The organism is Virgibacillus sp. LDC1, from assembly GCF_025792345.1.
GTDB lineage: Bacteria > Bacillota > Bacilli > Paenibacillales > Paenibacillaceae > Paenibacillus_AQ > Paenibacillus_AQ lautus.
Window position 1 is genome coordinate 19,279 of sequence record NZ_JAOXLZ010000007.1, and the last position, 22,740, is coordinate 42,018.

The 22,740-nt window shown below is 52.6% G+C and carries 17 protein-coding genes; 12 read left to right on the top strand and 5 right to left on the bottom strand.

What is annotated here, in order from left to right; genetic code table 11:
- Nucleotides 1-28: 28 nt before the first annotated feature.
- Nucleotides 29-769, top strand: a complete 741-nt coding sequence (locus OHJ21_RS30530) for a hypothetical protein (protein WP_486022094.1) — start codon at nt 29-31, stop codon at nt 767-769.
- A gap of 74 nt (nt 770-843) precedes the next feature.
- On the opposite strand, the gene OHJ21_RS30535 is transcribed toward OHJ21_RS30530, so the two are convergent.
- Complete coding sequence (locus tag OHJ21_RS30535) at nt 844-2,280, bottom strand: VanW family protein (protein WP_486022095.1); 1,437 nt, start codon at nt 2,278-2,280, stop codon at nt 844-846.
- A 206-nt stretch (nt 2,281-2,486) separates the two neighbouring features.
- On the opposite strand from OHJ21_RS30535, the gene ftsE reads away from it, so the two are divergent.
- The 5 genes from ftsE (at nt 2,487) to OHJ21_RS30560 (ending at nt 8,382) form a co-directional block, all read left to right on the top strand.
- Nucleotides 2,487-3,173 carry a cell division ATP-binding protein FtsE gene (gene ftsE / locus OHJ21_RS30540; protein WP_071219774.1) on the top strand — a complete coding sequence of 229 codons (687 nt, stop codon included), beginning with the start codon at nt 2,487-2,489 and terminating at the stop codon, nt 3,171-3,173.
- Nucleotides 3,163-4,071 carry a permease-like cell division protein FtsX gene (ftsX, locus tag OHJ21_RS30545; protein ID WP_100540903.1) on the top strand — a complete coding sequence of 303 codons (909 nt, stop codon included), beginning with the start codon at nt 3,163-3,165 and terminating at the stop codon, nt 4,069-4,071. The genes ftsE and ftsX overlap by 11 nt, the downstream gene beginning before the upstream one ends.
- 27 nt (nt 4,072-4,098) lie before the next feature.
- On the top strand, nt 4,099-5,367 hold the full coding sequence (locus OHJ21_RS30550; RefSeq protein ID WP_394059640.1) for a murein hydrolase activator EnvC family protein: 1,269 nt from the start codon (nt 4,099-4,101) through the stop codon (nt 5,365-5,367).
- 131 nt (nt 5,368-5,498) lie between these two features.
- Entirely contained in the window at nt 5,499-6,968 is a 1,470-nt protein-coding gene (locus OHJ21_RS30555) for a S41 family peptidase (RefSeq protein ID WP_100540901.1), read from the top strand.
- 91 nt (nt 6,969-7,059) lie between these two features.
- Nucleotides 7,060-8,382 (top strand): PDZ domain-containing protein, encoded by a 1,323-nt coding sequence (locus tag OHJ21_RS30560; RefSeq protein ID WP_486022098.1) that lies wholly within the window; start codon nt 7,060-7,062, stop codon nt 8,380-8,382.
- An 80-nt stretch (nt 8,383-8,462) separates the two neighbouring features.
- On the opposite strand, the gene OHJ21_RS30565 is transcribed toward OHJ21_RS30560, so the two are convergent.
- Both OHJ21_RS30565 and OHJ21_RS30570 read right to left on the bottom strand, forming a co-directional pair.
- On the bottom strand, nt 8,463-9,113 hold the full coding sequence (locus OHJ21_RS30565; RefSeq protein WP_100540899.1) for a response regulator: 651 nt from the start codon (nt 9,111-9,113) through the stop codon (nt 8,463-8,465).
- A 53-nt stretch (nt 9,114-9,166) separates the two neighbouring features.
- Nucleotides 9,167-10,327, bottom strand: coding sequence for a sensor histidine kinase (locus OHJ21_RS30570; protein ID WP_486022100.1), 1,161 nt, complete (start codon nt 10,325-10,327; stop codon nt 9,167-9,169).
- Nucleotides 10,328-10,503: 176 nt separating this feature from the next.
- Here OHJ21_RS30570 and OHJ21_RS30575 point away from each other — a divergent pair, with 176 nt between their 5' ends.
- From OHJ21_RS30575 to OHJ21_RS30585, 3 genes are read left to right on the top strand one after another with little or no spacing between them, the layout of a single operon-like run.
- Nucleotides 10,504-11,463: an ABC transporter ATP-binding protein gene (locus tag OHJ21_RS30575; protein WP_486022102.1), complete on the top strand. Its 960-nt coding sequence runs from the start codon at nt 10,504-10,506 to the stop codon at nt 11,461-11,463.
- A gap of 46 nt (nt 11,464-11,509) precedes the next feature.
- Nucleotides 11,510-12,691, top strand: a complete 1,182-nt coding sequence (locus OHJ21_RS30580; RefSeq protein ID WP_486022104.1) for an ABC transporter permease — start codon at nt 11,510-11,512, stop codon at nt 12,689-12,691.
- A complete protein-coding gene (locus OHJ21_RS30585; protein ID WP_100540896.1) occupies nt 12,684-13,847 on the top strand; it encodes an ABC transporter permease in 1,164 nt (387 codons plus the stop codon). Before OHJ21_RS30580 ends, OHJ21_RS30585 begins: the two co-directional genes overlap by 8 nt.
- A gap of 201 nt (nt 13,848-14,048) precedes the next feature.
- On the opposite strand, the gene OHJ21_RS30590 is transcribed toward OHJ21_RS30585, so the two are convergent.
- Nucleotides 14,049-14,864, bottom strand: a complete 816-nt coding sequence (locus OHJ21_RS30590; RefSeq protein WP_326120405.1) for a flagellar motor protein MotB — start codon at nt 14,862-14,864, stop codon at nt 14,049-14,051.
- Complete coding sequence (locus OHJ21_RS30595; protein WP_100540894.1) at nt 14,848-15,642, bottom strand: flagellar motor protein; 795 nt, start codon at nt 15,640-15,642, stop codon at nt 14,848-14,850. Before OHJ21_RS30595 ends, OHJ21_RS30590 begins: the two co-directional genes overlap by 17 nt.
- Nucleotides 15,643-15,945: 303 nt before the next feature.
- On the opposite strand from OHJ21_RS30595, the gene uvrB reads away from it, so the two are divergent.
- From uvrB to OHJ21_RS30610, 3 genes are all read left to right on the top strand, one after another.
- Nucleotides 15,946-17,937 (top strand): excinuclease ABC subunit UvrB, encoded by a 1,992-nt coding sequence (gene uvrB, locus OHJ21_RS30600; protein WP_100540893.1) that lies wholly within the window; start codon nt 15,946-15,948, stop codon nt 17,935-17,937.
- A gap of 102 nt (nt 17,938-18,039) precedes the next feature.
- On the top strand, nt 18,040-20,907 hold the full coding sequence (uvrA, locus tag OHJ21_RS30605; protein ID WP_194539885.1) for an excinuclease ABC subunit UvrA: 2,868 nt from the start codon (nt 18,040-18,042) through the stop codon (nt 20,905-20,907).
- 260 nt (nt 20,908-21,167) lie between these two features.
- The gene (locus tag OHJ21_RS30610) at nt 21,168-22,664 is read left to right on the top strand and encodes an S-layer homology domain-containing protein (RefSeq protein ID WP_486022108.1); all 1,497 of its coding nucleotides are present in this window, start codon (nt 21,168-21,170) and stop codon (nt 22,662-22,664) included.
- Nucleotides 22,665-22,740: the final 76 nt, after the last annotated feature.

Consider the following 22,740-nt stretch of genomic DNA (forward strand, 5'->3'; position numbering starts at 1 on the left):
GCCGAATAGATGGCAAGGAGGCAGCGATATGGTGCATAACGGAACAGCCTTAGAAAGACCCGGTGTTTCCATAACGGGTGACGGTGTCGTTGGCGGCGGTATTGTCGGCAAGCTTCGGATAAACGGTGAAGGCGTCATTCATGGCGACACGGATTGCCATCTGCTAAGCTGCAACGGGAGCGCCGTCGTGAACGGAAGCCTGCTCGGAAGGCAGGCTAGAGTGAACGGCCATGTGAAGGTGTCACATCATGTCCAGATGGAGCACGTCCGGGTGAATGGAAGCTTGGATGCCGGCGGAAGTGCTAGGATCAGCCGCATCGGAATCAATGGCGGTTTGAGCATGGGAGCCGATCTGTTTGCGGTCAAAGGCGTCGTGAACGGTACCCTGGATGTTGGCGGCAGCCTGGAAGCCGAAGAGATGACGATTCGCGGCATACTACGCGTGAGTGGGTCCGTGAAAGCTCGGGAATTGACGCTGAGGCTCGTTATGCAAACCTCGCGCGTCAACGAACTCCGAAGCCGCACGGTCTTCGCCGCACCAACGTTGCTGGCCAAATGGTTCCGTTCCTCCCGGATCGGATATCTGAACGCCGAGCTGATTGAAGGCGAGGATATCACGCTGGAGAATACGAGAGCGGCCATGGTCAGGGGCAGGAAAGTCCATATCGGAAAGGGCTGCTCCATCGGCCGGGTGGAGTATACCGAGACGTTCAGCGCAGATGCCATGGCAGAAGTCCGAACCTATTATAAAATAGATACATTACATTAAAATAACAGCAAGGCAAACAGCCCGGATTCGCGGTTCTATTCGCGAATCCGGGCTGTTCCACGTGATCTGCAGGTTCATGGCGCGCTGATCCCGTCCTCAACCACTTCCTCTTTCGGCGTTTCATTCGTATCCGGCAGCGGGACCTCATTCGTCGGATTAATGGCAACGATGCTGTTCTGGGGACGGTAGGTATCTTTAGATATTTTCACATTCTCCACGACCTTCCCGCTCACTTTCTTGGTTCGGTAGGTTTCTACCACATAACCTGGTTTCCCGTTCTGAACCACCTGCTTGAGTCCGGGCGGCAGCGAGTTATTGTGAATGATTTTCTCTGGTGACGGCAAGGTTTCAATGGTGGTGGACACAAGCTCATATTCGGTATTGTCCGGGAAAGTCCCGAACATCTTTAGCGTTAAATTACCGTGCGATACCTCCGATAAAATAAGCAGATGCTTGCCTGTATTGTTTCGGAAGCGGAAGTTTATCGCACCTTCGGCAAAGGTGGCATCCTGCCCCTTGGGCAGGTAACTGACCGGAAGGGAATGATTGCGCCGTTCAGTGATCTCCAGCCCGATGAGCAGAGCGGCATGGTAGACCGTGCTGGATACCTGGCAGATGCCGCCACCGATACCGGGAACCAGCTTGCCGTTCACGATAACGGGAGCTTCTTCAAAGCCGTATTCTTTCTTTGCCGTATCAATAATATGAGCATAATTGAATTCATCCCCGGGCTTCAGAATCATGCCGTCTACGGCTTTGGCAGCGGCGGTCACGTTATGAACGCGTCCAGGACCGCTGGATCCGAGACTGGTGGAAAATTCGACGATTTTGCGCTCAATCCCCTCATCCTGCAGCGATTTTACGGTAACGGGGGGCTTTTGACGGATGAGAGGGAGCTGAACCGTAATGATCTCATCCGGATTCAGCTCGGTGAAGTGAGACTCATTCGGAAGCGCAGCGCTAAACCCTTCATAGAATGCCGGCCAATCGATGCGGTATGCCGTTTTCTCCGGGGTATACCGGACAACATCATCTTCGGATATGCTCCTTACCGCATTGACGGGTTCCCCAAAGCGTTCCTTTTGCCAGTCTTCGCTCAGCCGCTCTTTTAACACATCGCGGTCCCAGTCCGTGGATATATGCCACTCCAGCTGAAAGTTACGCCGATAAAGAACCTGATCCCATAATGATCCTTCGGACAGCTTGGCGATAGCTTCCCGAAAATCGGCTGCGTTGAATTGAACGCCGGCTTCCCGGAGAGTGAAGCTTTCCGTGTGTCCCTTGAGAGCGTCCGATTGCAGCTCCACCTTCAACGCTGTCATCGCCTGCAGCCGTTGATCCAGCTCTGACAGCACCTCGTCTGCGGGTTTACCGCCTACCTGCCAACCGGCGAGAACGACTCCCTTCGGGAGTTCCTTCTGGTTCACGTACATCGTCAATAGACCGAAGCCGACCGAGAGGAGAAGACCGAAACTGATGACAATGATGAGACCAAGATGAATTTTTTTCATTCGAAACCACCTTCTTAACTTCGTATTGGCCGCAGTTCATGCACTTGTTCATGTATATGTCACGGTGGGCTTAAACTTTCGGGTACTCAAAAGGTAACAAATTTGTTACAATAGACGATGTCGTGAGGATTTTTCATGGATTTTAAAGGAATTCGATGGAAACTGTCGAAAGTATAATGGCTAATTAAGGATTGGGAAGTGATGAAGTGATCGAAATGCAGGACGTATGGAAGACTTATCCGAACGGCGCTCATGCGCTTCAAGGAGTTTCCGTCAAAATCAATCGAAATGAATTCGTCTATGTTGTCGGACCGTCAGGTGCGGGCAAATCGACGTTTATGAAACTTATCTATAGAGAAGAAGTACCTACCAAGGGGCAAATTTCCGTTAACGGATTTAATATCGGGAAGCTGAAGCAGCGCAAAATTCCCTATGTTCGCCGAAATATCGGGGTTATTTTTCAGGACTATCGTCTGCTGCCCAAGCTGACTGCTTACGAAAATGTAGCTTTTGCCATGGAGGTTATTGAAGCGCCGCAGCGTCTCATCAAGAGACGGGTCATGGAGGTGCTGGAGCTTGTAGGTCTGAAATCCAAGGCGAACCGCGAACCTTCCCAACTCTCCGGCGGTGAGCAGCAGCGGATCGCAATCGCCAGAGCGATTGTGAACAACCCCTCCGTCATTATTGCGGACGAGCCTACAGGTAACCTGGATCCGGAAACCTCGTGGGGCATCATGCAGCTGCTGGATGAAATCAATTTCAGGGGAACCACCATTGTCATGGCTACCCACAACAGGGATATCGTGAACACCATGCGTAAACGCGTTCTTGCGATTGAGCATGGACAGATCGTCCGTGATCAGCAGAGAGGAGATTACGGGTATGAATTTTAGAACCTTCTTGCGGCACTTGCGGGAAGGGGCGAAGAGCGTTTTCCGGAACGGATGGATGTCGGTCGCATCCGTTACTTCCATCGTGGTGTCTTTGTTTATACTGGGCGTTTTCATGCTATTAGTCATGAATGTGAACGCCTTAGCCGATAAAGCAGATAGCAATGTGCAAATCAATACGTACTTAAATCTCAATGTGGATGAGAAGCTGCGCGAAACCATCAAGGGTGAAATCGAGGCCATGCCGGAGGTCAGCGCCATCAAGTTCGTGTCCAAGGAAGAGGGCATGAAGGAGCTTGAGGAAAGCCTGGGCTCCGAATGGGTGGAAGGCTTCAGCGAAGCGGACCAGAATCCGCTTCCGGATGCATTCGAGGTTTCCGTTATTCAACCGACCACGGTCGGTTTTGTTGCCGACAAGATTACCGCACTGAACCAGAAATATGCGGAGGAGCCGATCCTGCGAGTCAAGTATGGTGAAGGCACGGTAGAAACCCTGTTCAAGATTACGAAGACGGTGCGGAATATCGGCTTTATTTTCGTAGCGGGACTCGGCTTGATGTCCATGTTCCTGATCTCGAACACCATTCGGGTTACGATTTTGGCCCGTCGCCGCGAGATCGGCATTATGAAGCTTGTCGGCGCGACCAACAACTTCATTCGCTGGCCGTTTTTCGTAGAAGGCGCCATGATCGGCCTGATGGGCTCCATTGTGACGGTCACACTGTTGTTTGTAGGCTACAATCGCCTGTACGCCGCATCGCAAACGGATTTGACGTTAGCGCAAAGTTTAATCCCGCTGGGTGATTTGTGGCTGCTGCTTGGCACCATTATAGTTGGGCTGGGCATCGTCATTGGCATCTGGGGCAGCACCATGTCGATACGTAAATTTTTGAAAGTATAAAACAAGGTAAAGGATGGGGAGCGAAACTTGAAAAAGATCGCCGCAGGAGTAGCAGCCTTATTACTGGCCACCGTTATGATCCAACCGACTGTCGGACAAGCCGAGAAGAAGACTTCAGCCGATGTAGATCGAGAACTGAGAGTGCTTCAGGAGCAGGTCAAGAAAGCACGGTCACAGAAGAACAAGGCAGCGGAAGATAAACAAGAAGCCCAGCATTACAAGAAGAAAACAACGAAGAATCTGAAATATGTGATGGAACAGATCAGCATCGTCAGCAATGAATTGACCAAAATCTCCATGAAGATCGAGGAGACAGAGGATCTGCTGAGAAAAACGACCAAGGAACTTGAAGCGGCGGAGGAGCGTATCGCCTCCCGCGAGAAGCTGTTGGAATCCCGGATTCGCCTCATCTATATGGATGGGCAAGTATCGTATCTGGATGTGCTGCTCTCCTCGACCAGCTTCAGCGATTTTATTGAGCGTGCGGATTCCCTGAAGACGATCGTTAACCAGGACCAGGATTTGCTGGTGGAGCATAAGCAGGACAAGCTGCTGGTCATCGACAAGAAGAAGGAGCTTGAAGGGCAGTATGCAACTGCCAAGGACCTGTATGGCCAAATGGAGGACCGCAAGAGCATCCTGAACGAGAAGGAACAGGAGAAGCGCGTTTTGCTGGCCCAATACGATCAGGAAATTGAGGATGCGGACATCTTGACTGAAGAGCAGGATAAAATGCTGGTTGCCCTGGCAAGCAAACGTTCGGATCTGCAGAAGGAAAAGAATAAGCTTGCCGCTGAGGAAGCTGCACGCAAAGCAGCGGCTGCCAAAGCGGCTGCCGCGAAAAGAGCCAAGGCGACCACCCTCGGTGGTAGCAAAGGTGGCGGCGGATATACAGGTAACGGCGGACCGTTTGCAATACCGGTCTCCGGGGCAAGACTGTCCTCCGGTTATGGGCCACGGGTTCATCCGGTAACGGGTGAAGTCGGCAAGATGCATACAGGCCAGGATTTCGCCGTTCCGCAGGGAACGGAGATCCGCGCAGCGGAGAGCGGCACGGTCATTTTGGCCGAGTGGTGGAGCGGTTACGGAAACTGTGTTATTGTTGATCATGGGGGCGGCGTATGGACCTTGTATGGACATATCCGCAACGGCGGCATTAAAGTCAGCGAAGGCGACAAGGTGTCCAGAGGGCAGAAGATTGCCGAAGTAGGCTCCACGGGTCAGAGCACAGGACCGCATCTTCATTTTGAGGTTCGGGTCAATGGATCGCCGGTGAATCCTTCGCCTTATCTGTAACAGAATTTCATGACTTATACCATATAACCTTCAGACCGCTGTATAAATATTCCCGGCAAGCCAATCATATACTAGGTGGACGGGATTCCCCATGTGTGTAGCAGTTGAAACGTACAAAGGCGGTGAAGTACTTGCTGAAAAAACGAACGGCTGTCTTTCTGGTCATAGCTGCCATGCTGTGCGGCGTGCTGTTAACGATGGCCTTGACCCAGCTGCCCGCTCCTAGCCAGACCGGAGACGGTGAGGGGCTGCTGGCCAGTATAGCGAACAGGAATGGACTGGAGCAGTCTGAAGCGAAAAAACTGGGGACAGCGATTGACCTCATCGAGAGCAATTATTACAAGGATATCGATCGGTCGAAACTGATCGACGGCGCCATCAACGGGATGATGGAAGCGCTGGAAGATCCATATTCCAACTATATGGGAAAAGAAACGGCAGCCCAGTTTGAAGAGAGCATTGAGGGCTCCTTCTCGGGGATTGGCGCAGAGGTGTCCTCTGTAGACGGCAGTGTGGTCGTTGTATCCCCGATCAAGGGATCTCCTGCGGATAAAGCCGGCATTCGGGCAAAGGACACCATCCTTTCCGTCAATGGCGAATCCTTGCAGGGCCTTGAACTGAACGCGGCCGTCAACAAGATTCGCGGTCCGAAGGGCTCCAAGGCCGTTCTTCAGATTAAGCGTGCAGGCTCCGAGCAGCCGATCGAGTATGTTATCGTTCGTGATGACGTCGATCTGGAAACCGTATCGGCACGGATGGAGAAGGGCGGAATCGGCGTTATTGAGATCTCCCAATTCTCGCTGAATACAGGCGAACGCTTTAAGGAGGAACTCGAGAAACTGGAAAGCCAAGGCATGAAGGGACTGCTGATCGACGTCCGGAACAATCCAGGCGGCGTGCTGTCCGTTGTCATTGACATTGCAGAGCAGTTCGTACCTAAAGGCGAGTTGATCGTTCAGGTAGAGGATAAGGATAAGAAGCGTGAGAAGCATCCTTCCAATGGTGAGGCGAAATCCTATCCGATTACGGTGCTGATGAACAAGGGCAGCGCCAGCGCTTCCGAAATTTTGGCAGGCGCACTGCAGCAATCGGCGGGAGCTACCCTGATGGGTGAGCATTCCTTCGGTAAAGGAACCGTGCAAACGAGCTTTGATAAGCAGTTTGGCGATGGAAGCCTGCTGAAAGTAACGATTGCCAAATGGTTGACGCCAAACGGTACCTGGATCCATGAGAAGGGAATTGAGCCGGATATTAAGGTGTCACAGCCAGAATACTTTACCGTTGCACCGATCGATAAGAAGAAAACCTATACGTACGACACGAATAGCACAGATGTGAAGAACGCTCAGATCATGCTTGAAGCGGTTGGTTACAAGACAGGGCGTACGGACGGCTATTTCGACCGGAATACGGAGAAGGCGGTCAAGAGCTTCCAGAGCAAGCACAAGCTGAAAGCGGACGGTATCCTTAACGGCGCTACAGCCGAGGCATTGGAAGCCGCATTGATCGAGAAGATTCAGGATCCGAAAGAGGATAATCAAATGAATCGCGGAATTGCCGAGGTTCGGAAGGAAATCGCCGCTAAAGCGTCGAACAAGTAAGAAGGCTGAATGTTAGCCTTCTTTTTTCTTTTGAGATATCAGAAAGTATACATTTCGAAGCATCTTGAAGCGAAAGGAGCGTGGCAAGCTGTTGGAGACATTGAAACAACTGCTTATGTATGGGATAGATGCAGGCATACAACTGCTGACGCAGCCCTTTTACTATATTTCAATTTTGTTTGTCATGCTGTTTTACCGAAGGCAGGTGTTGGTGGAGCGTAAGCTGTTCCATGTGAAGCTGCATTCCTGGGGATTGCAGACATGGCGAACGTTTCTGGGCGGGCTGCTGGCAGGAATCGGCGTATCGATCGTGGTGTCCTTCCTGGGCATATCCTTAAGCCTGGAAGCCATTATATGCATATGGGTGACTTCCCTGATCCTGATGTTGTTTCATATCCGGTACTTATGCTTTGCCTATTCCATCGGTCTTCTCGGGATCATTCAGGTTGTATTAGGCTGGTTTCCGAATTGGCAGCCGGAAGGCTGGATTGGTCACGTAACAACAACGATCGTTGGATTGGACATCCCTGCGCTGCTGGCGTTATCCGCCGTTCTGCATTTTGCCGAAGCCTTGCTTGTCAGAATACAGGGTTCGGGTTTTGCTACACCGCTGTTCCTTGAGGGAAAGCGTGGCAAGCTGGTTGGCGGTTATCACATGCAGAGCTTCTGGCCCTTACCTTTGTTCTTGCTTGTTCCGGCAGTAAGTGGAGGCAGCGTGCTGCCATGGACGCCATTCTTCGGTGGGGATGCCTGGAGTACCGGCTTTACCATGATGGCACTCCCGGTCGTGATCGGCTTCGGGGAAATGACGCAGAGCATGCTCCCGCAGGAGAAGGCAGGGATCACATCGAAGCGGCTCATATTCTACGGAGCCATTGTGCTGGCGTTGAGCCTGCTGGCCGAGTGGTGGGCACCACTCACGATCGTGGCTGCATTAGCGGCATTATTGCTGCATGAAGGCTTGGTGTGGTACAGCCGTTACGAAGAGCAGCAGCGCAGTCCGATCTTTGTGCATCCGATTCGGGGACTACGCGTCCTCGCGGTGCTTCCGAATAGTCCGGCAAGCGAACTTGGCATTCTGGCAGGAGAGACGATCCTTAAGGTGAACGGTAAACTGATTCACAGTAAGGAACAGCTGCATAGCGCGCTTCGTCAGAATTCGGCCTTCTGTAAGCTGGAGGTTCAGAACCATCAAGGGGAGAGTAAATTCCTGCAGCGTGCGATCTACGCAGGGGATCATCATCAATTGGGAGCTATCGTGGCACCCGACCCGAGGGATGGCATAGCGGTGGGGTTAAAACCTGTAAGCTTGATCACCCTACTGGCGAATAAACTACATATTCGCAGCAAGCGGGGTTCTTCCGGCAGCACGACGACCGGCGGTTCCGAAGAGGCAGGTTTCCATTCATCATGATATTGGAAGCGGGTCTTTGTCCTATATGGACAAAGACCCGCTTTTTTGATTGCATAAGCGATGAAATGCTGTATATGGAGCTAGCCCTGCACTTTTTTTAGATAGAAAATGGCGATTTGCGTTCGGTCCCGAAGATTCAGCTTCCCAAGGATTTCGGTGACATAGTTTTTGACCGTACCTTCACTTAAATAAAGCTGTCCGGCAATTTCCTTATTGGATAGACCCTCCGCAATAAGGACAACGACCTTCTTCTCTGCAGGGGTCAGCCCGAATTGTTCAAGCTCAGCAGATTTGGGGACGGGCTGCGCCGTTGGACGAAGCAGGCCAGTCAGCTTGCGGGCGATGTCGGGATGAATCAGCATGTTTCCATCATGCACTGTTTTGATCCCCTGGATGATGCGGTCCGGCGGAATGTTCTTCAGCAGATAGCCGCTGGCCCCGTTCTGCAGAGCTTCCACGATATAATCATCATCATCGAAGGTGGTCAGCATAAGCACTCGTACATCCGAATATCGTTCACGAATTCGTCGCGTTCCCTCAACGCCGTCACATACCGGCATGCGAATGTCCATGAGCACGACGTCAACAGAAAGTCCGCCCTCCAGCATAGCCAGCGCTTCTTCGCCGTGCTCCGCGACAGCCGATACTTCGATATCCGGGTCCATCCCCACCAGTAATTTCAAGCTTTCCCGAATGAACGGATCATCATCTACAATTAAAACGGATATCATGGATGGCCACGACCTTTTCTATAAAATAAGATACAACATCTTGTCTTGTTAAATTACATAATCTCACGCTTCTGGTAGACAGGCAGCCGGGTGATGACGGTAAAAGGTACGGTTCTCCGTACCTCCAGCGTCCCACCCACCACTTGGGTTCGTTCGAGCATGCTGCTCATTCCGATTCCTTGACGGTCCCGTGCAGCTTCGTGGCCAATCGGCTCCCGAACCGTACCATCGTTGGAAACCTCCATCCTGACGTCCTGGTCTCCGTAATGCAGAATGATTTGGATCCGTTTAGCCTCGCCATGGCGGATGGCGTTCGTGATCGCTTCACGGGCATTTTTGTATAGCACCACCTGTTGACTGGGATAGAGCGGATAGGGGATGCCCTGCAATAAAAGTTCGGTCTCGATCCCGGTCTGTCTGCCTGTCTCCTCCAGCAGCCGATCGAGGGAATAGTCGTCCGTGATCCGCCGGGCGGGATTCATCTGTTTCACAGCCGTTCGCATCTGCTCCATGCTCTCTCCCAGCTGGTCACGGATTTGACGGAGCATATCCATACCGCGCACGGAATCATGCGGAACGGTAAGAAGGGCTGCTTCCATCATCATTTTAACGCGAATCAGGCGGTGGCCGATGTCGTCATGAAGCTGGCGGGAGATGCGGTTACGCTCCTCGGCCTGGGCCGCACTCTCTACCTGATGGGCGAATTGCAGCAATTGTCTGCCTGCCTCGTCCTGCTGGAAATGCAGTCTTTTCAGCTCGTCGTATAACTGAATATGATCCGCTTCTTTCTGATTCATTTCATGGATGTGGTTGAATGTTACCGCCATGAACAGAAACAGCAGATTGGCTGTCGTCAGCAGCAGCGCATCGTAATCGGTAATGGCCATGTTGAGCAGCACAAGGTGACCGAACGCCAGCCATAGCCTGCCTGGCCGCTCGAACAAGGGCAAATAGACGCATAGGGTGGAGATGGACAGGAACACCATCATGAAGCCGAATTGATGGCATAGCCACAGAGATAGTAGAATTTCCAGCAGAGCGGCTGCCTTCAGATAAGCAGGCGATGGCAAAAAGCGGCTTAGCACCGTAATCGCCAGAAACAGCAATATGTACACCATATATGCCCCGTAATCATCGAGCTGCTGCAAAAAGATGTCCGCGGCGGCCGGAAGGAGAATGAAGCCATACCTTAGATAGGTGAGTGGGGATGTCACGTGCGATCAAACCCTTTTCCATAGTGAAATCAAACCGTTCAAACGATTGGCTTCATTATATCACAAGGATGTTTTCGGCAAGGAGATGACTTTCGTCACCCTATAAAGTGACTTCTTCTACCTTAAAAAGCCGGCCATTCCGGATAGAATGAAATCAACAAATGGATACGAGAGATATGAGAAATGGAGTGGTGAATATGGCAGTCTTTCTGCAGATGAAGGATGTCGTGAAACGATATGGAAACAAACTGTCGGTGGATCATATGAACCTGGAAGTGAACGAAGGGGAAATCTTTGGGCTTCTAGGACCGAACGGGGCCGGCAAAAGCACGTCCATCAGTATGATCTGCGGCCTTCTTCCCAAGGATCAGGGCAGCATCAAGTTGGACGGTATCTCAATTGAAGAGCAGCCGCTGGAAGTGAAGCGGAGAATCGGGTTGGTGCCGCAGGATCTGGCACTATATGAAGAAATGTCGGCTTGGGACAATGTCGCTTTTTTTGCGAAATTGTACGGACTCCGCGGCCATCTGCTGAAGGAACGGGTGGAAGAGGCGCTGGAGTTTGTCGGCTTGCAGGATCGGGCGAAGGAAAAGCCGTCCACTTTCTCCGGGGGGATGAAACGAAGACTGAATATTGCATGCTCGATCACGCACCGTCCGAAGCTGATCATTATGGATGAGCCTACGGTAGGGATTGATCCGCAGTCCCGGAATCATATTCTGGAATCCGTGAAGACGCTGAACCGCATGGGATCTACGGTTATTTATACAAGCCATTACATGGAGGAAGTTGCTGCGATCAGTGATCGGGTGGCGATTATGGATCAAGGTCATGTTATCGCCTGGGGGACGCAGCAGGAGCTTCGGGCACGCGTGGCGCATGAGGAAAAAATCATTCTTACTGCTGATGGGATCACACCCGACCTGGTGGAGGAGCTGACCATTCACCCGCGTGTTCGGCGCGTCACCCAGAATGATAACGAGATCGAAGTATATGTACCGTCGGCTCAGGATGAGCTGCAGGATATTTTGTTCATCTGCAGTAAACATCATACGATTCTCCGCTCCCTGCAGTGCGAGGAGCCGGGGCTTGAAACGCTGTTTCTCAGCCTAACCGGGCGAACGCTTCGCGATTGATCATAACGGCACGTGCAGAGGAATCCATGGAGGAGGAATACCGAAAATGAATACGATGATTATCGCCTGGTTTGAGCTGAAGCGAATGGCGACCAGCCGAACGGTGCTGATCAACCAGTTTTTGCTGCCGCTCATTCTTATTTTTATATTGGGAAACGCGCTCTCGGGCTGGTTCGGCAACGATCAGGAATTTAAACAGCCATCGGTCAGAGTGGGATTTGTGTTGGATGCTGCGGAAGGAGGCCAGCTGCCGGGGAGCATTCAGGCTCTAACAGGCTCGCCGGAAATCCAGGAGATTCTCGTTCAAGAGATGGCAGCCAGCCGTGAGGAGGTTGAAGGGAAGCTGCGCAGGGGCGAGGTCGATTACGCGGTAGTGATTCCCGCTTCCTTAGATGAACGGATGGGTCAGGGAGCGGACGTGAAGCTTGAATTGCTGCCCGGAAGAGACCGTAATCTCAACCTGGTAGCAGACACGATCTTTAAGACCTTTATCGCAGATGCCAATCACAAACAGGCGGAGGTTATCGTCATGGGCGGAGATCAAGTTCTTGCGGCTCAAGCGGCAGCGCCTGTGGAAACCTCGTCTGGCCCGAACGTAACGATTGGGAAACTGAGCGAGAAAGGAGCCACGTATTCAGCAGCCCAATATTACGCTGCCTCCATGCTGATTATGTTTCTTTTGTATTCGGGTCTGATGGCAAGCAGCAGTCTGCTGGGAGAGCGGGAAAGCCGGACCCTGTATCGCCTGCAAAGCGCACCCGTCACCCCCGGAACCGTATTTGCCGGTAAAATTATCGGCTGCAGCCTGATCACGCTTGTACAGGCAGCAGCCATTGTGCTGGGTTCCATGTGGCTGTACGGCGTGAAATGGGGCCCTCACCCCTTGCTGCTCATCGTGGTCTGCGCATTAATCACATTATCGTCCATGACCATTGCCACGTTCATCACCCTAGTCTCCTCAACGGCGGCAGGAGCCAGAGGGCTGATGCAGGCGATCATTATCGCCATGACATTTGTGAGCGGGGGATTCATGCCGCTTCCCGTGGAATTTTTCCAGAAGATCGCTTCCTTCACCGTCAATCATTGGGCCATGCAGAGCATGCTGCGGATGATGCTGAACAGCGACGTGCATTTGATTGTCACTTGTCTCGGCATGCTGGCGGCCATTACCGCAGCCCTGTCGGCTGCAGCCATGATTACGTACAGAAAGGTGGGATACCATGCATAGCTTAACCATAGCCTGGCATATGGTAAGGCGCACACTGGGGCGCAAAAGAGGCTGGATCGTCTATCTGCTGGTTCCTTGCGTGGTCGTTACCTTGACGGTGTTTCTCTTGGGGCAGACCACGGCTGCGAGCATTCTGGTCTCCTATGTGAATGAAGATGATGGCCCGGCAGGTCAGTATCTGATGAATGAGCTGGAGCGCAGCGGCCAATACGTACTCAAGGAGTCCGAGTCCGAGAATACGCTGAGAGAAGACCTGGTGGAGAATAAAAGCACCGTAGGCGTTTATATACCGGAGGGTTTCAGCGACGGATTGATTGTAGGGCAGCGGCCGACGGTTCAGGTATACGAAGTTTCAACCTCAGAGGCTTCGGTGATGATACGAATGACGGCGGACTCTGCAGTTACGCGTCTGAGCGGAACGGCTGCTTTGATTCGGGAAACCTCGGAGCCGGATGTTGACCGAATGCTGATGCTGCAAGAAGTGCTCAAGCAATCCGCGCTGAATCGGGTGGATACGGAGGTCACGGATTTGAATTTGTACGCCAAGCCGGGACTCTCGAACGTGACGGGTTTTACCCTGATGTTCATGATGACCCTCATCTCCAGCGTGGTGTCGATGATGATCGATGACCGGAGGCAGCGAACGCTGTCCCGCATGTATACGGCACCTGTTCGTGCCTACCAGATCGCTTTAGGCAATTTTCTGGGCAGTTTGGTGGTCGGCTCGCTGCAGGTGATCATCGTGCTCGTTCTCAGCCGGTATGTGCTCCGTTACGATTACGGAGTTCCGTTACTGCTGCATTTCCTTATTCTGATGGCCTTCATGCTGGTATCGTTAGGCGTGGCAAGCACGGTCGCCGGGTTGATCCGGAACGGGCAGAATGCGGCCATGATCAATTCCATGATCGTCACGCCGACCTGTATGCTGGGCGGGTGCTTCTGGCCGCTTGCCATCATGCCGGAGTTCATGCAGAAAATCGCCAACTTCATCCCGCAAAAATGGGCCATTGAGGCGGTGGAAATCGCGGCAACGGGCGGTACGTTATCCGATATCGCACTGCCGCTGGCCGTTCTCGGCCTGATGGCGGTCATTCTGCTCGCCGTCGGCTCTGCTATCCTGCGACCAAGCGAGAGCGGAGTTGGGCACGGCGCATAAAACGAGTATGTTGGAACCTCGTGGCTCTCAGGAGAACGTTGTAGTGATTGAATCTTTTTTTAAAAGCGAAAGCGCCCGGCCAGACCTGAATGCATGTAGATTCAGTCTGCCGGGCGCTTATTTAATATAGGTGGCGATGGGTTAAGCATTTTCTTCAAAGGCAAAGCATGGGAGCGAGTTTGTCCGATGGAGGCTATCTCCCTACTCCTTAAGCTGCCGCAGCACCGTAATTTCAACCCGCCGATTTTTCTGCTTGCCTTCGGCAGTCGCATTATCCGCGGCTGGTCTTGTATCGGCATAGCCTGCGTATTGGAAGCCTTCCGGGTCCAGCTTGCTGTTATCGAGGAAGAACCGCAGCACTGACATCGCCCGGGCACCGGAGAGCTCCCAGTTGTCTTTGTAACTGGAGTAGCGGCCGATCGGCACATTGTCCGTATGCCCCTCGATGCTCACCGTGGTGTTTAAATCGCCGAACAGACTGGCTAATTTGCCCAGAACCGGAGCGGCCCCGGGTTTAAGCTCGGCCTTGCCGACATCGAACAGGAAGCGGTCGCTTAGCGTAATGGCAATCCCTTGCGGCTCGTCCGCGATGAAGATATCCTCTTCGAGCTGGTTGTCCTTCACGTATTGCTGAATGAGTCCCATAAAGTTTGCCAGCTCCTCCTCCTGGGCACGGAAAGCGAGTTCTCGCTCGGTTAGCGGTTCCGCAGCTGTATCCTTGCCTTCGCCCTCCTCATCGGCTGCAGGCTTCGGCGGAGGATTCTTATGCTTCTCCGTATCGGCTGTACCGGTGAGGCCTGAACCCATCTCCAGTATGCTGTCTCCGCTCTGGAAGGTGGCCTGCAGGGATTGGGTGACGAGTTTGTATTTTTCCGTATCGAGCCGGCTCATGGCATACATCACAACAAAAAAAATCAGGAGCAGCGTAATCAAGTCGGCATAGGTGATCATCCAGCGGTCCCGCTGGTCGCCTTCAGCCTGCTTGCGCTGACGGCGCCGTCTATTCGGCTGTCTCATGCGCGATCCCCCTTGAGGACGGAATGTCCGTGGTGCCGGCGGAAGCGAAGGAGGCTAGCTTTTTACGAACCAACAGCGGGTGCTCTCCGTTCTGAACAGCCATAATTCCTTCGAGCAGCAGCTCCATATTTGCAATTTCTTCTTCGGAACGTGCTTTAATCTTGGTCGCAATGGGCAAAAAGATAATATTGGCACTTGCGACACCGTATAAAGTGGCGGTGAACGCGACCGCGATCGAAGGTCCGAGACCCGTAGGGTCTTGCAGACTGCCCAGCACGTGGATCAAGCCCATGACGGTACCGATGATTCCCATGGTAGGAGCATATCCCCCGGCGGACTCGAAAATCTTGGCATACCCTTCGTGCTTCTGCTCGGCGGCATTGATATCAAGCTCCAGGATTTGGCGCACCATTTCCGGGTCGTTGCCGTCCACGACCATCTGCATGCCTTCCCGCAGGAATGGATCCCCGTGTTCGGCCGAGATGCGCTCGAGCGCCAGCACCCCGTCTCTTCTGGCCGTTACCGACATATCGACAATGGCGTCAATCAGCTCGTCCGTTGAACGATTGCTGCGGCCGAAGGCCAGCTTGAGGGCAGCCGGGATGGTGCGGAGCCGGGTAGCCGGGAAACTGACGATGACGGCGGCGATGGTGCCGCCGAATACGATAAGCGCAGCCGCTCCTTGCAGCAGGCCGCTCAGATGCCCGCCTTCCCATAAAAACCCTCCGATCAACGCGGCCAAACCGGCGAGAATGCCAAGAATTATCGTAATATCCATAACGCTGTATCATCTCCTTAAGGAAGTTAATTGTAGATCATGGGTTTGCTTGAAGCTAGTCCGACATGGAATTTGAAGGCTGCCGAACCCTAGAAGGTGTGGCCCGGAACATTCGCGCTGGAACTTATTGAAATTTTAATTAAACTGTTTGCATCAAAAAAACGTAAAGGGTATAATGAGACGGGAACAAATATTCTTATTCCTTACGTAGACACCACTAATTTCCCATAGTATATCATCGGGAAGTTTCGACATATCTTTTAGCATGAATTTCATTTTAGAGTATGAGGGTGATGAAGGGCAATGAGCGATTTAGTTGTCAGTACCAAATCCTTTGAGATCCAGTCTGAATTCCAGCCGCAGGGCGATCAGCCCACGGCTATTGATGCGTTGGTCGAAGGACTCCGCCAAGGGAAAAAACATCAGACGCTGCTAGGTGCAACAGGAACGGGGAAGACGTTTACGATCGCGCAGACAATCGCCAAAGTAAACCGTCCCACACTCGTCATTGCGCATAACAAGACGCTGGCTGCACAGCTGGCCAGTGAGTTTAAGGAATTCTTCCCGAACAACTCAGTGGATTATTTCGTGAGTTATTACGATTACTATCAGCCGGAAGCGTATATCCCTTCCTCCGATACGTATATCGAGAAGGACTCCAGCATTAATGAAGAGATTGATAAGCTCCGCCACTCTGCAACGAGTTCGCTGTTTGAACGGCGCGATGTCATCATTGTGGCAAGCGTATCTTGCATATATGGCTTGGGTTCGCCGCATGAGTACGGCGAAATGCTGCTTTCGCTCCGGGTAGGCATGGAGAAGCCGCGGAATGAGATTTTGTCGCGATTGGTTGATATCCAGTATCAGCGGAACGATATCAACTTCGTTCGCGGTACCTTCCGCGTCCGCGGGGATGTCATCGAGATATTCCCAGCCTCGAAGGGGGAACAGGCCGTTCGCGTCGAGCTGTTTGGCGACGAGATCGAGCGGATCACGGAGATCGACGTCTTGACGGGCGAGCTGGTTGGAGAACGCGAGCATATCGCCATTTTCCCGGCGTCTCACTTCGTTACCCGTGAAGAGACGATGCGGGTAGCAATCGTGAATATCGAACGCGAATTGGAAGAACGCCTTGAGCTGCTGCGCTCGGAAGGCAAGCTGCTGGAAGCGCAGCGCCTGGAGCAGCGTACCCGTTACGACATCGAGATGATGAAGGAAGTCGGATTCTGCTCCGGCATCGAGAACTATTCCGGCCCTCTGACCTTCAGGGAGCCTGGTGCTACGCCATATACGCTCCTTGACTACTTCCCGGACGATATGCTGTTTGTCATTGATGAATCACACGTGACGCTCCCGCAAATCCGCGCGATGTACAACGGTGACCGGGCACGGAAAACGGTGCTGGTCGATCACGGCTTCCGCCTGCCGTCCGCGCTGGATAACCGGCCGCTGAAGTTCGAGGAATTCGAGGAGAAGGTCAATCAGATCATCTACGTGTCGGCTACGCCTGGTCCGTATGAGATGGAGCACTGCGATACGATGGTTGAACAGATCATCCGGCCGACAGGCCTGCTTGATCCGATCATTGATGTGCGCCCAACAGAAGGGCAGATCGATGACTTGATTAGCGAGATCCATGACCGGGTGGAACGTGACGAGCGTGTGCTCGTGACGACCCTGACGAAGAAAATGTCAGAGGATCTGACCGATTATCTGAAGGAAATTGGAATCAAGGTTCGTTACATGCACTCCGATATCAAGACGCTGGAACGGATGCAGATTCTGCGCGATCTGCGGCTTGGTACATTCCACGTGCTGGTGGGTATTAACCTTCTACGGGAGGGTCTTGATCTGCCGGAGGTTTCCTTGGTAGCGATTCTGGATGCGGACAAGGAAGGCTTCCTCCGTTCGGATCGCTCGCTCATTCAGACGATCGGCCGGGCAGCCCGGAACTCGGAAGGTAAAGTTATCATGTACGGCGATAAGATCACCGATTCGATGGATCGGGCGATCAAGGAAACTGAGCGCCGCCGCAGCATCCAGGTTGCTTACAACGAGAAGCACGGCATAACGCCGCAAACGATCCGCAAGAAGATCCGCGATGTCATCGAAGCAACCAAGGTTGCGGAGGGCAAGGCGGATTATCTAGTGGGCGAAGGACAGAAGATGTCGAAGAAAGATCGCCAGAAACTGATCCAGCGTCTCGAGGCCGAAATGAAGGAAGCAGCGAAGAATTTGCAATTCGAGCGTGCGGCCGAGCTTCGTGATGCGCTGCTGGAGCTGCAAGCTGAATAAATTTGGAGAGATGAATGACAGGGGGGACGGCCTAAGTGGTCGTTCTCTTTGTGAAAATATAAGCACCACATGCATGCCATATGGAGTAGGAGATGATATCGTTTGGCAAGTGAAAATATTGTGATCAAAGGCGCACGTGCACACAATCTGAAAAATATCGACGTCACGATACCGCGTGACAAGTTCGTCGTTCTTACGGGGCTTAGCGGCTCGGGTAAATCCTCTCTCGCATTCGATACGATTTATGCCGAGGGTCAGCGCCGTTACGTGGAATCCTTGTCCGCTTATGCACGCCAGTTCCTCGGACAAATGGAGAAGCCGGATGTCGATTCCATTGAAGGCCTATCGCCGGCGATATCGATTGACCAGAAAACCACGAGCCGAAATCCGCGCTCTACGGTAGGTACCGTAACGGAAATCTATGATTATCTCCGTCTGCTGTTTGCCCGGGTAGGACACCCGCACTGTCCGGAGCATGGCGTCGAGATTACGTCCCAGACGGTCGAGCAAATGGTAGACCGCATCATGCAGTATCCCGAGAAGACGAGACTGCAAATTCTCGCGCCGGTCATTTCCGGGCGCAAGGGCGAGCATAAGAACCTGTTTGCCGATATTGCGAAGCAGGGCTTCGTTCGGGTGCGCGTCGATGGAGAGCTGCGCGATCTGTCGGAAAGCATTGAGCTGGAGAAGAACAAAAAGCATACGATCGAGGTGGTTGTGGACCGGATCGTAGTTAAGGAAGATATCGAAGCACGTCTGGCCGATTCGATCGAGACGGCACTGAACCTGTCAGGCGGTCAGCTCCTGGTTGATATTATGGGTCAGGAGGAGCTGCGGTTCAGCTCCAATTTTGCTTGCCCGATCTGCGGCTTCAGCATGGAAGAGCTGACCCCGAGGATGTTCTCCTTCAATACCCCTTTCGGTGCTTGTCCGGATTGCGACGGTCTGGGCGTCGAAATGATCGTGGATCCGGAGCTGCTTGTACCGGATACGAGCAAGAGCGTGGAGGAAGGTGCCTTCGCTGCATGGAGCGGGGGCACGTCGACTTATTATCCGCAGTTTCTGAAATCGGTCTGCGCGCATTTCGGCATTCCGCTGGACAAGCCGGTCAGTACCTTTAGTCAGGAACAGATGAATAAACTGTTGTACGGTACGGGCAATGAGAAGGTTCACTTCCGTTATGAGAATGACTTCGGTCAGCGCAAGGAAGCGCATGTGACCTTCGAGGGCATCATTCCGAACCTGGAACGTCGCTACCGCGATACCAATTCCGAGGGGATTCGCGAATACATCGAAGGTTATATGAGCAGCAAGCCATGCGATGTTTGTAAAGGTCATCGTCTTCGGAAGGAAAGCCTGGCCGTTACAATCAATGATCGCAACATGGCTTATGTGACCAGCCTGTCGATCGGAGAATCCCTGAAATTCTTCGATCACCTGGAGCTTAGCGAGAAAGAAAAACAGATTGCCAATCTCATTCTGAAGGAAATTCACAGCCGTTTGGGCTTCCTTGTCAATGTGGGTCTGGATTACCTGACGCTCAGTCGTTCGGCGGGAACGCTGTCGGGTGGGGAAGCGCAGCGGATCCGGCTAGCCACGCAGATCGGCTCCAGCCTGATGGGCGTGCTGTACATTCTGGACGAGCCCAGCATCGGGCTGCATCAGCGGGATAATGACCGCCTGATTTCGACGCTGGAGCATATGCGGAATCTGGGCAATACGCTGATTGTGGTCGAGCATGACGAGGACACCATGATGGCTGCGGACTATATCATCGATATCGGTCCCGGCGCTGGCATTCATGGCGGCCAGGTCATCGCGGAGGGAACCCCGAAGGAGATTATGAACGACCCTAATTCTCTGACGGGCCAGTACCTGAGCGGCCGCAAGTTCATTCCGGTCAGCAGCAAGCGGCGCAAGACCGACGGACGCTGGCTCGAGATTAAAGGCGCGAAAGAGAACAATCTGAAGAATATCAACGTGAAAATTCCGATTGGTGTCTTTACGGCGGTAACCGGGGTGTCTGGGTCAGGGAAATCGACACTGGTTAACGAGATCCTCTACAAGACACTCGCTCGTGATTTGAACAGGGCCAAAGTACGTCCGGGGCAATACCGTGAGATGAAAGGTCTGGAGCATATCGAGAAGGTCATTGACATCGACCAGTCACCGATTGGTCGTACGCCTCGCTCCAACCCGGCGACCTACACGGGCGTCTTCGACGACATCCGGGATATCTATTCCCAGACGAATGAAGCGAAGATTCGCGGATACAAGAAGGGCCGCTTCAGCTTCAACGTGAAGGGCGGACGCTGCGAGGCTTGCCGCGGGGACGGTATCATCAAAATTGAGATGCACTTCCTGCCGGATATCTACGTGCCTTGTGAAGTATGTAAGGGCAAACGCTACAACCGCGAAACGCTGGAAGTCAAATATAAAGGCAAGAATATCGCTGAAGTACTGGAGATGACCGTTGAGAATGCAACGGACTTCTTCCAGAACATTCCAAAGATACACCGGAAGATGCAGACGCTGATGGATGTCGGTCTGGGTTATATTACGTTGGGCCAACCTGCCACCACATTGTCCGGTGGTGAAGCGCAGCGGGTGAAGCTGGCTTCCGAGCTGTACCGCCGCAGCACAGGCAAAACGATGTATATTCTGGATGAACCGACCACCGGCCTGCATGTGGACGATATCGACCGTCTGCTCGTTGTGCTTCACCGTCTGGTGGAATCCGGGGAGTCCGTCCTTGTCATCGAGCACAATCTCGATGTCATTAAGACCGCGGACTATCTGATCGACCTGGGTCCTGAGGGAGGCAGCGGCGGCGGTACTATCATCGCTACCGGAACGCCTGAGGATTTGGTGAAGGTGCCGGAGTCTTATACAGGGAAGTACCTGAAGCCAATCCTGGAACGCGATACAAAGCGAACCAAGGAATTGAACAAGGTGGAAGCGGCACGTTAATAGCTGCTCCCTTGCTTCTGCAAGGGAGACCGGATGAATGGACAGTATCTTAAACGAATCTGTTCCATGCTGGAAGTGAACTGTGAAGCACACAGCTTATAACATTTCATATTTCAGCAGATGAATAAGGTTAGTGTAATAACGGAGTCCCCGGTTTTATAACGGGGGCTCTTTTTTTCTAATTTCATTTCATCCTTCAATATCTTCGCATTCCAGGATATGGTATGATCTTGATGATTGCGACAAAATGGAGGGATTGTATGAAGAGGATCACCTGTTCCGTTCTGATAGCTCTGGCAGCAAGTGCTTTATACATAAACTCATCCGATAGCGTTCAAGCAAAAGAGGGTGTACCCGTTTCAGATATGGGGCTCTTCGATGCGCAGGAAGCCATTCTCCGGTTAACCGAAGGAGGACCCCATCCCGGTGACGGTGGTAGGGATCTCCATCCGAAAGCGGCCATCAGCCGACAGGATTTTGTCATATTGATTGTGAATGCTCTAAACCTGAACACGGCTGAGCTTCCGGAAGTCGCTACCTTCAAGGATGTACCTAATAATCACTATGCCTTCTCCGCAATCGAAGCTGCGGTTCATGCAGGGCTGGTGAAGGGGATAGGAAATGGAAGATTTGGACCTGGACAGTTGCTGACACGTCAGGATGTGGCTGTGCTGTATCAAAGAGCTCTGCAAGGGACTACCGATCAGGAAACCTCGGACGGGGAAGCCACGCAGCTGGAGCTAGAGTTACATGAAGGCTCCTTCAGCCATTATGCTGAGGATGCTATCGTACTGGCCATGGAGTTAGGTCTCTTTCAGGGATCCGCAGCCGATGTTCTGAATCCCAAGGGTACCGTTACCCGGGAAGAGGCGGCTTTGGCTACAGCGAAGTGGTTGAAAGCCGTGGAGCACATCAGCTCGGATACTGCGGAGGTAGAGACACCACCAGAAACTTCCCGCCCGGTAATCCAAGGTGTCGTAACCTCATCTTCGGGATCATCATCCACAACTCCTGCCGTTCCCGGGTCAGCACAGTCCCATGCGGGGACAGAGACCTTGGCATCTCAGCCGGATTTGCCGATAACGGCACCAATCGCTCCGAAGGATTTGAAATTCCAATATGAGAAGGGTCAGATTCAATTAACCTGGACAGAGCAACAAGGGGAAACTTACAATATTTATTTCAGCGAGAAGTCCGGAACGGGTTATACGTTATTGGCTGACGGAGCGAATGTGAAGTCAGGCGCTTACGTAACATCCGATGTGCGTTTTCAGGAGACCGCCTACTATGTGGTTGAGGCTGTGAACAGCGTCGGCAAGAGTGGCTATTCTAACGAAGTTTCGAGCCGCCCGAATAAAATATCCGATCTTCAGGCCATCCTACATGAGGAAGATGAATCCATTGGTTTAACCTGGTCAGATGCGCAGGAAGGCATAAACTATCATGTATACTACATAGGACCTGACGGAGTACTGTATCGTTTGAATGATGAACCTTTAGTGAGCCGTTCCTATCTTATTCCGAACCGCAATATGTTGGCAGGTCCGTCCGGCCGATATGCGATCCATGTAGTAGCTGTGAACGAACTGAATGTAAGCAGTGAACCGTCCAATGAGGTTGTGCTGGATGTCAAAAAGGAACCTGAGGATCGGATTACGATCACGGATCCTTCCGTGGCATGGCCAAGTGAGGACTTGGAGAAGGAAACGGCAATAGAGCAGGAATCGATTCCTGAGGAGTATGAGGAACAGGAGTGAACGTTTCTCGATCCTGTCCGGAGTCACTTCGATATACGAAGCAGCCTATGCCTGACTCCCTAACGCAAGCTTGATC

Coding starts and splice junctions, on each gene's coding strand:
- OHJ21_RS30610 (WP_486022108.1), top strand. CDS start 21,168: ATGAAGAGGATCACCTGTTCCGTTCTGATAGCTCTGGCAGCAAGTGCT.
- OHJ21_RS30565 (WP_100540899.1), bottom strand. CDS start 9,113: ATGATATCCGTTTTAATTGTAGATGATGATCCGTTCATTCGGGAAAGC.
- OHJ21_RS30595 (WP_100540894.1), bottom strand. CDS start 15,642: ATGGATATTACGATAATTCTTGGCATTCTCGCCGGTTTGGCCGCGTTG.
- ftsX (WP_100540903.1), top strand. CDS start 3,163: ATGAATTTTAGAACCTTCTTGCGGCACTTGCGGGAAGGGGCGAAGAGC.
- OHJ21_RS30530 (WP_486022094.1), top strand. CDS start 29: ATGGTGCATAACGGAACAGCCTTAGAAAGACCCGGTGTTTCCATAACG.
- OHJ21_RS30575 (WP_486022102.1), top strand. CDS start 10,504: ATGAGAAATGGAGTGGTGAATATGGCAGTCTTTCTGCAGATGAAGGAT.
- uvrB (WP_100540893.1), top strand. CDS start 15,946: ATGAGCGATTTAGTTGTCAGTACCAAATCCTTTGAGATCCAGTCTGAA.
- OHJ21_RS30585 (WP_100540896.1), top strand. CDS start 12,684: ATGCATAGCTTAACCATAGCCTGGCATATGGTAAGGCGCACACTGGGG.
- OHJ21_RS30580 (WP_486022104.1), top strand. CDS start 11,510: ATGAATACGATGATTATCGCCTGGTTTGAGCTGAAGCGAATGGCGACC.
- OHJ21_RS30590 (WP_326120405.1), bottom strand. CDS start 14,864: ATGAGACAGCCGAATAGACGGCGCCGTCAGCGCAAGCAGGCTGAAGGC.
- OHJ21_RS30535 (WP_486022095.1), bottom strand. CDS start 2,280: ATGAAAAAAATTCATCTTGGTCTCATCATTGTCATCAGTTTCGGTCTT.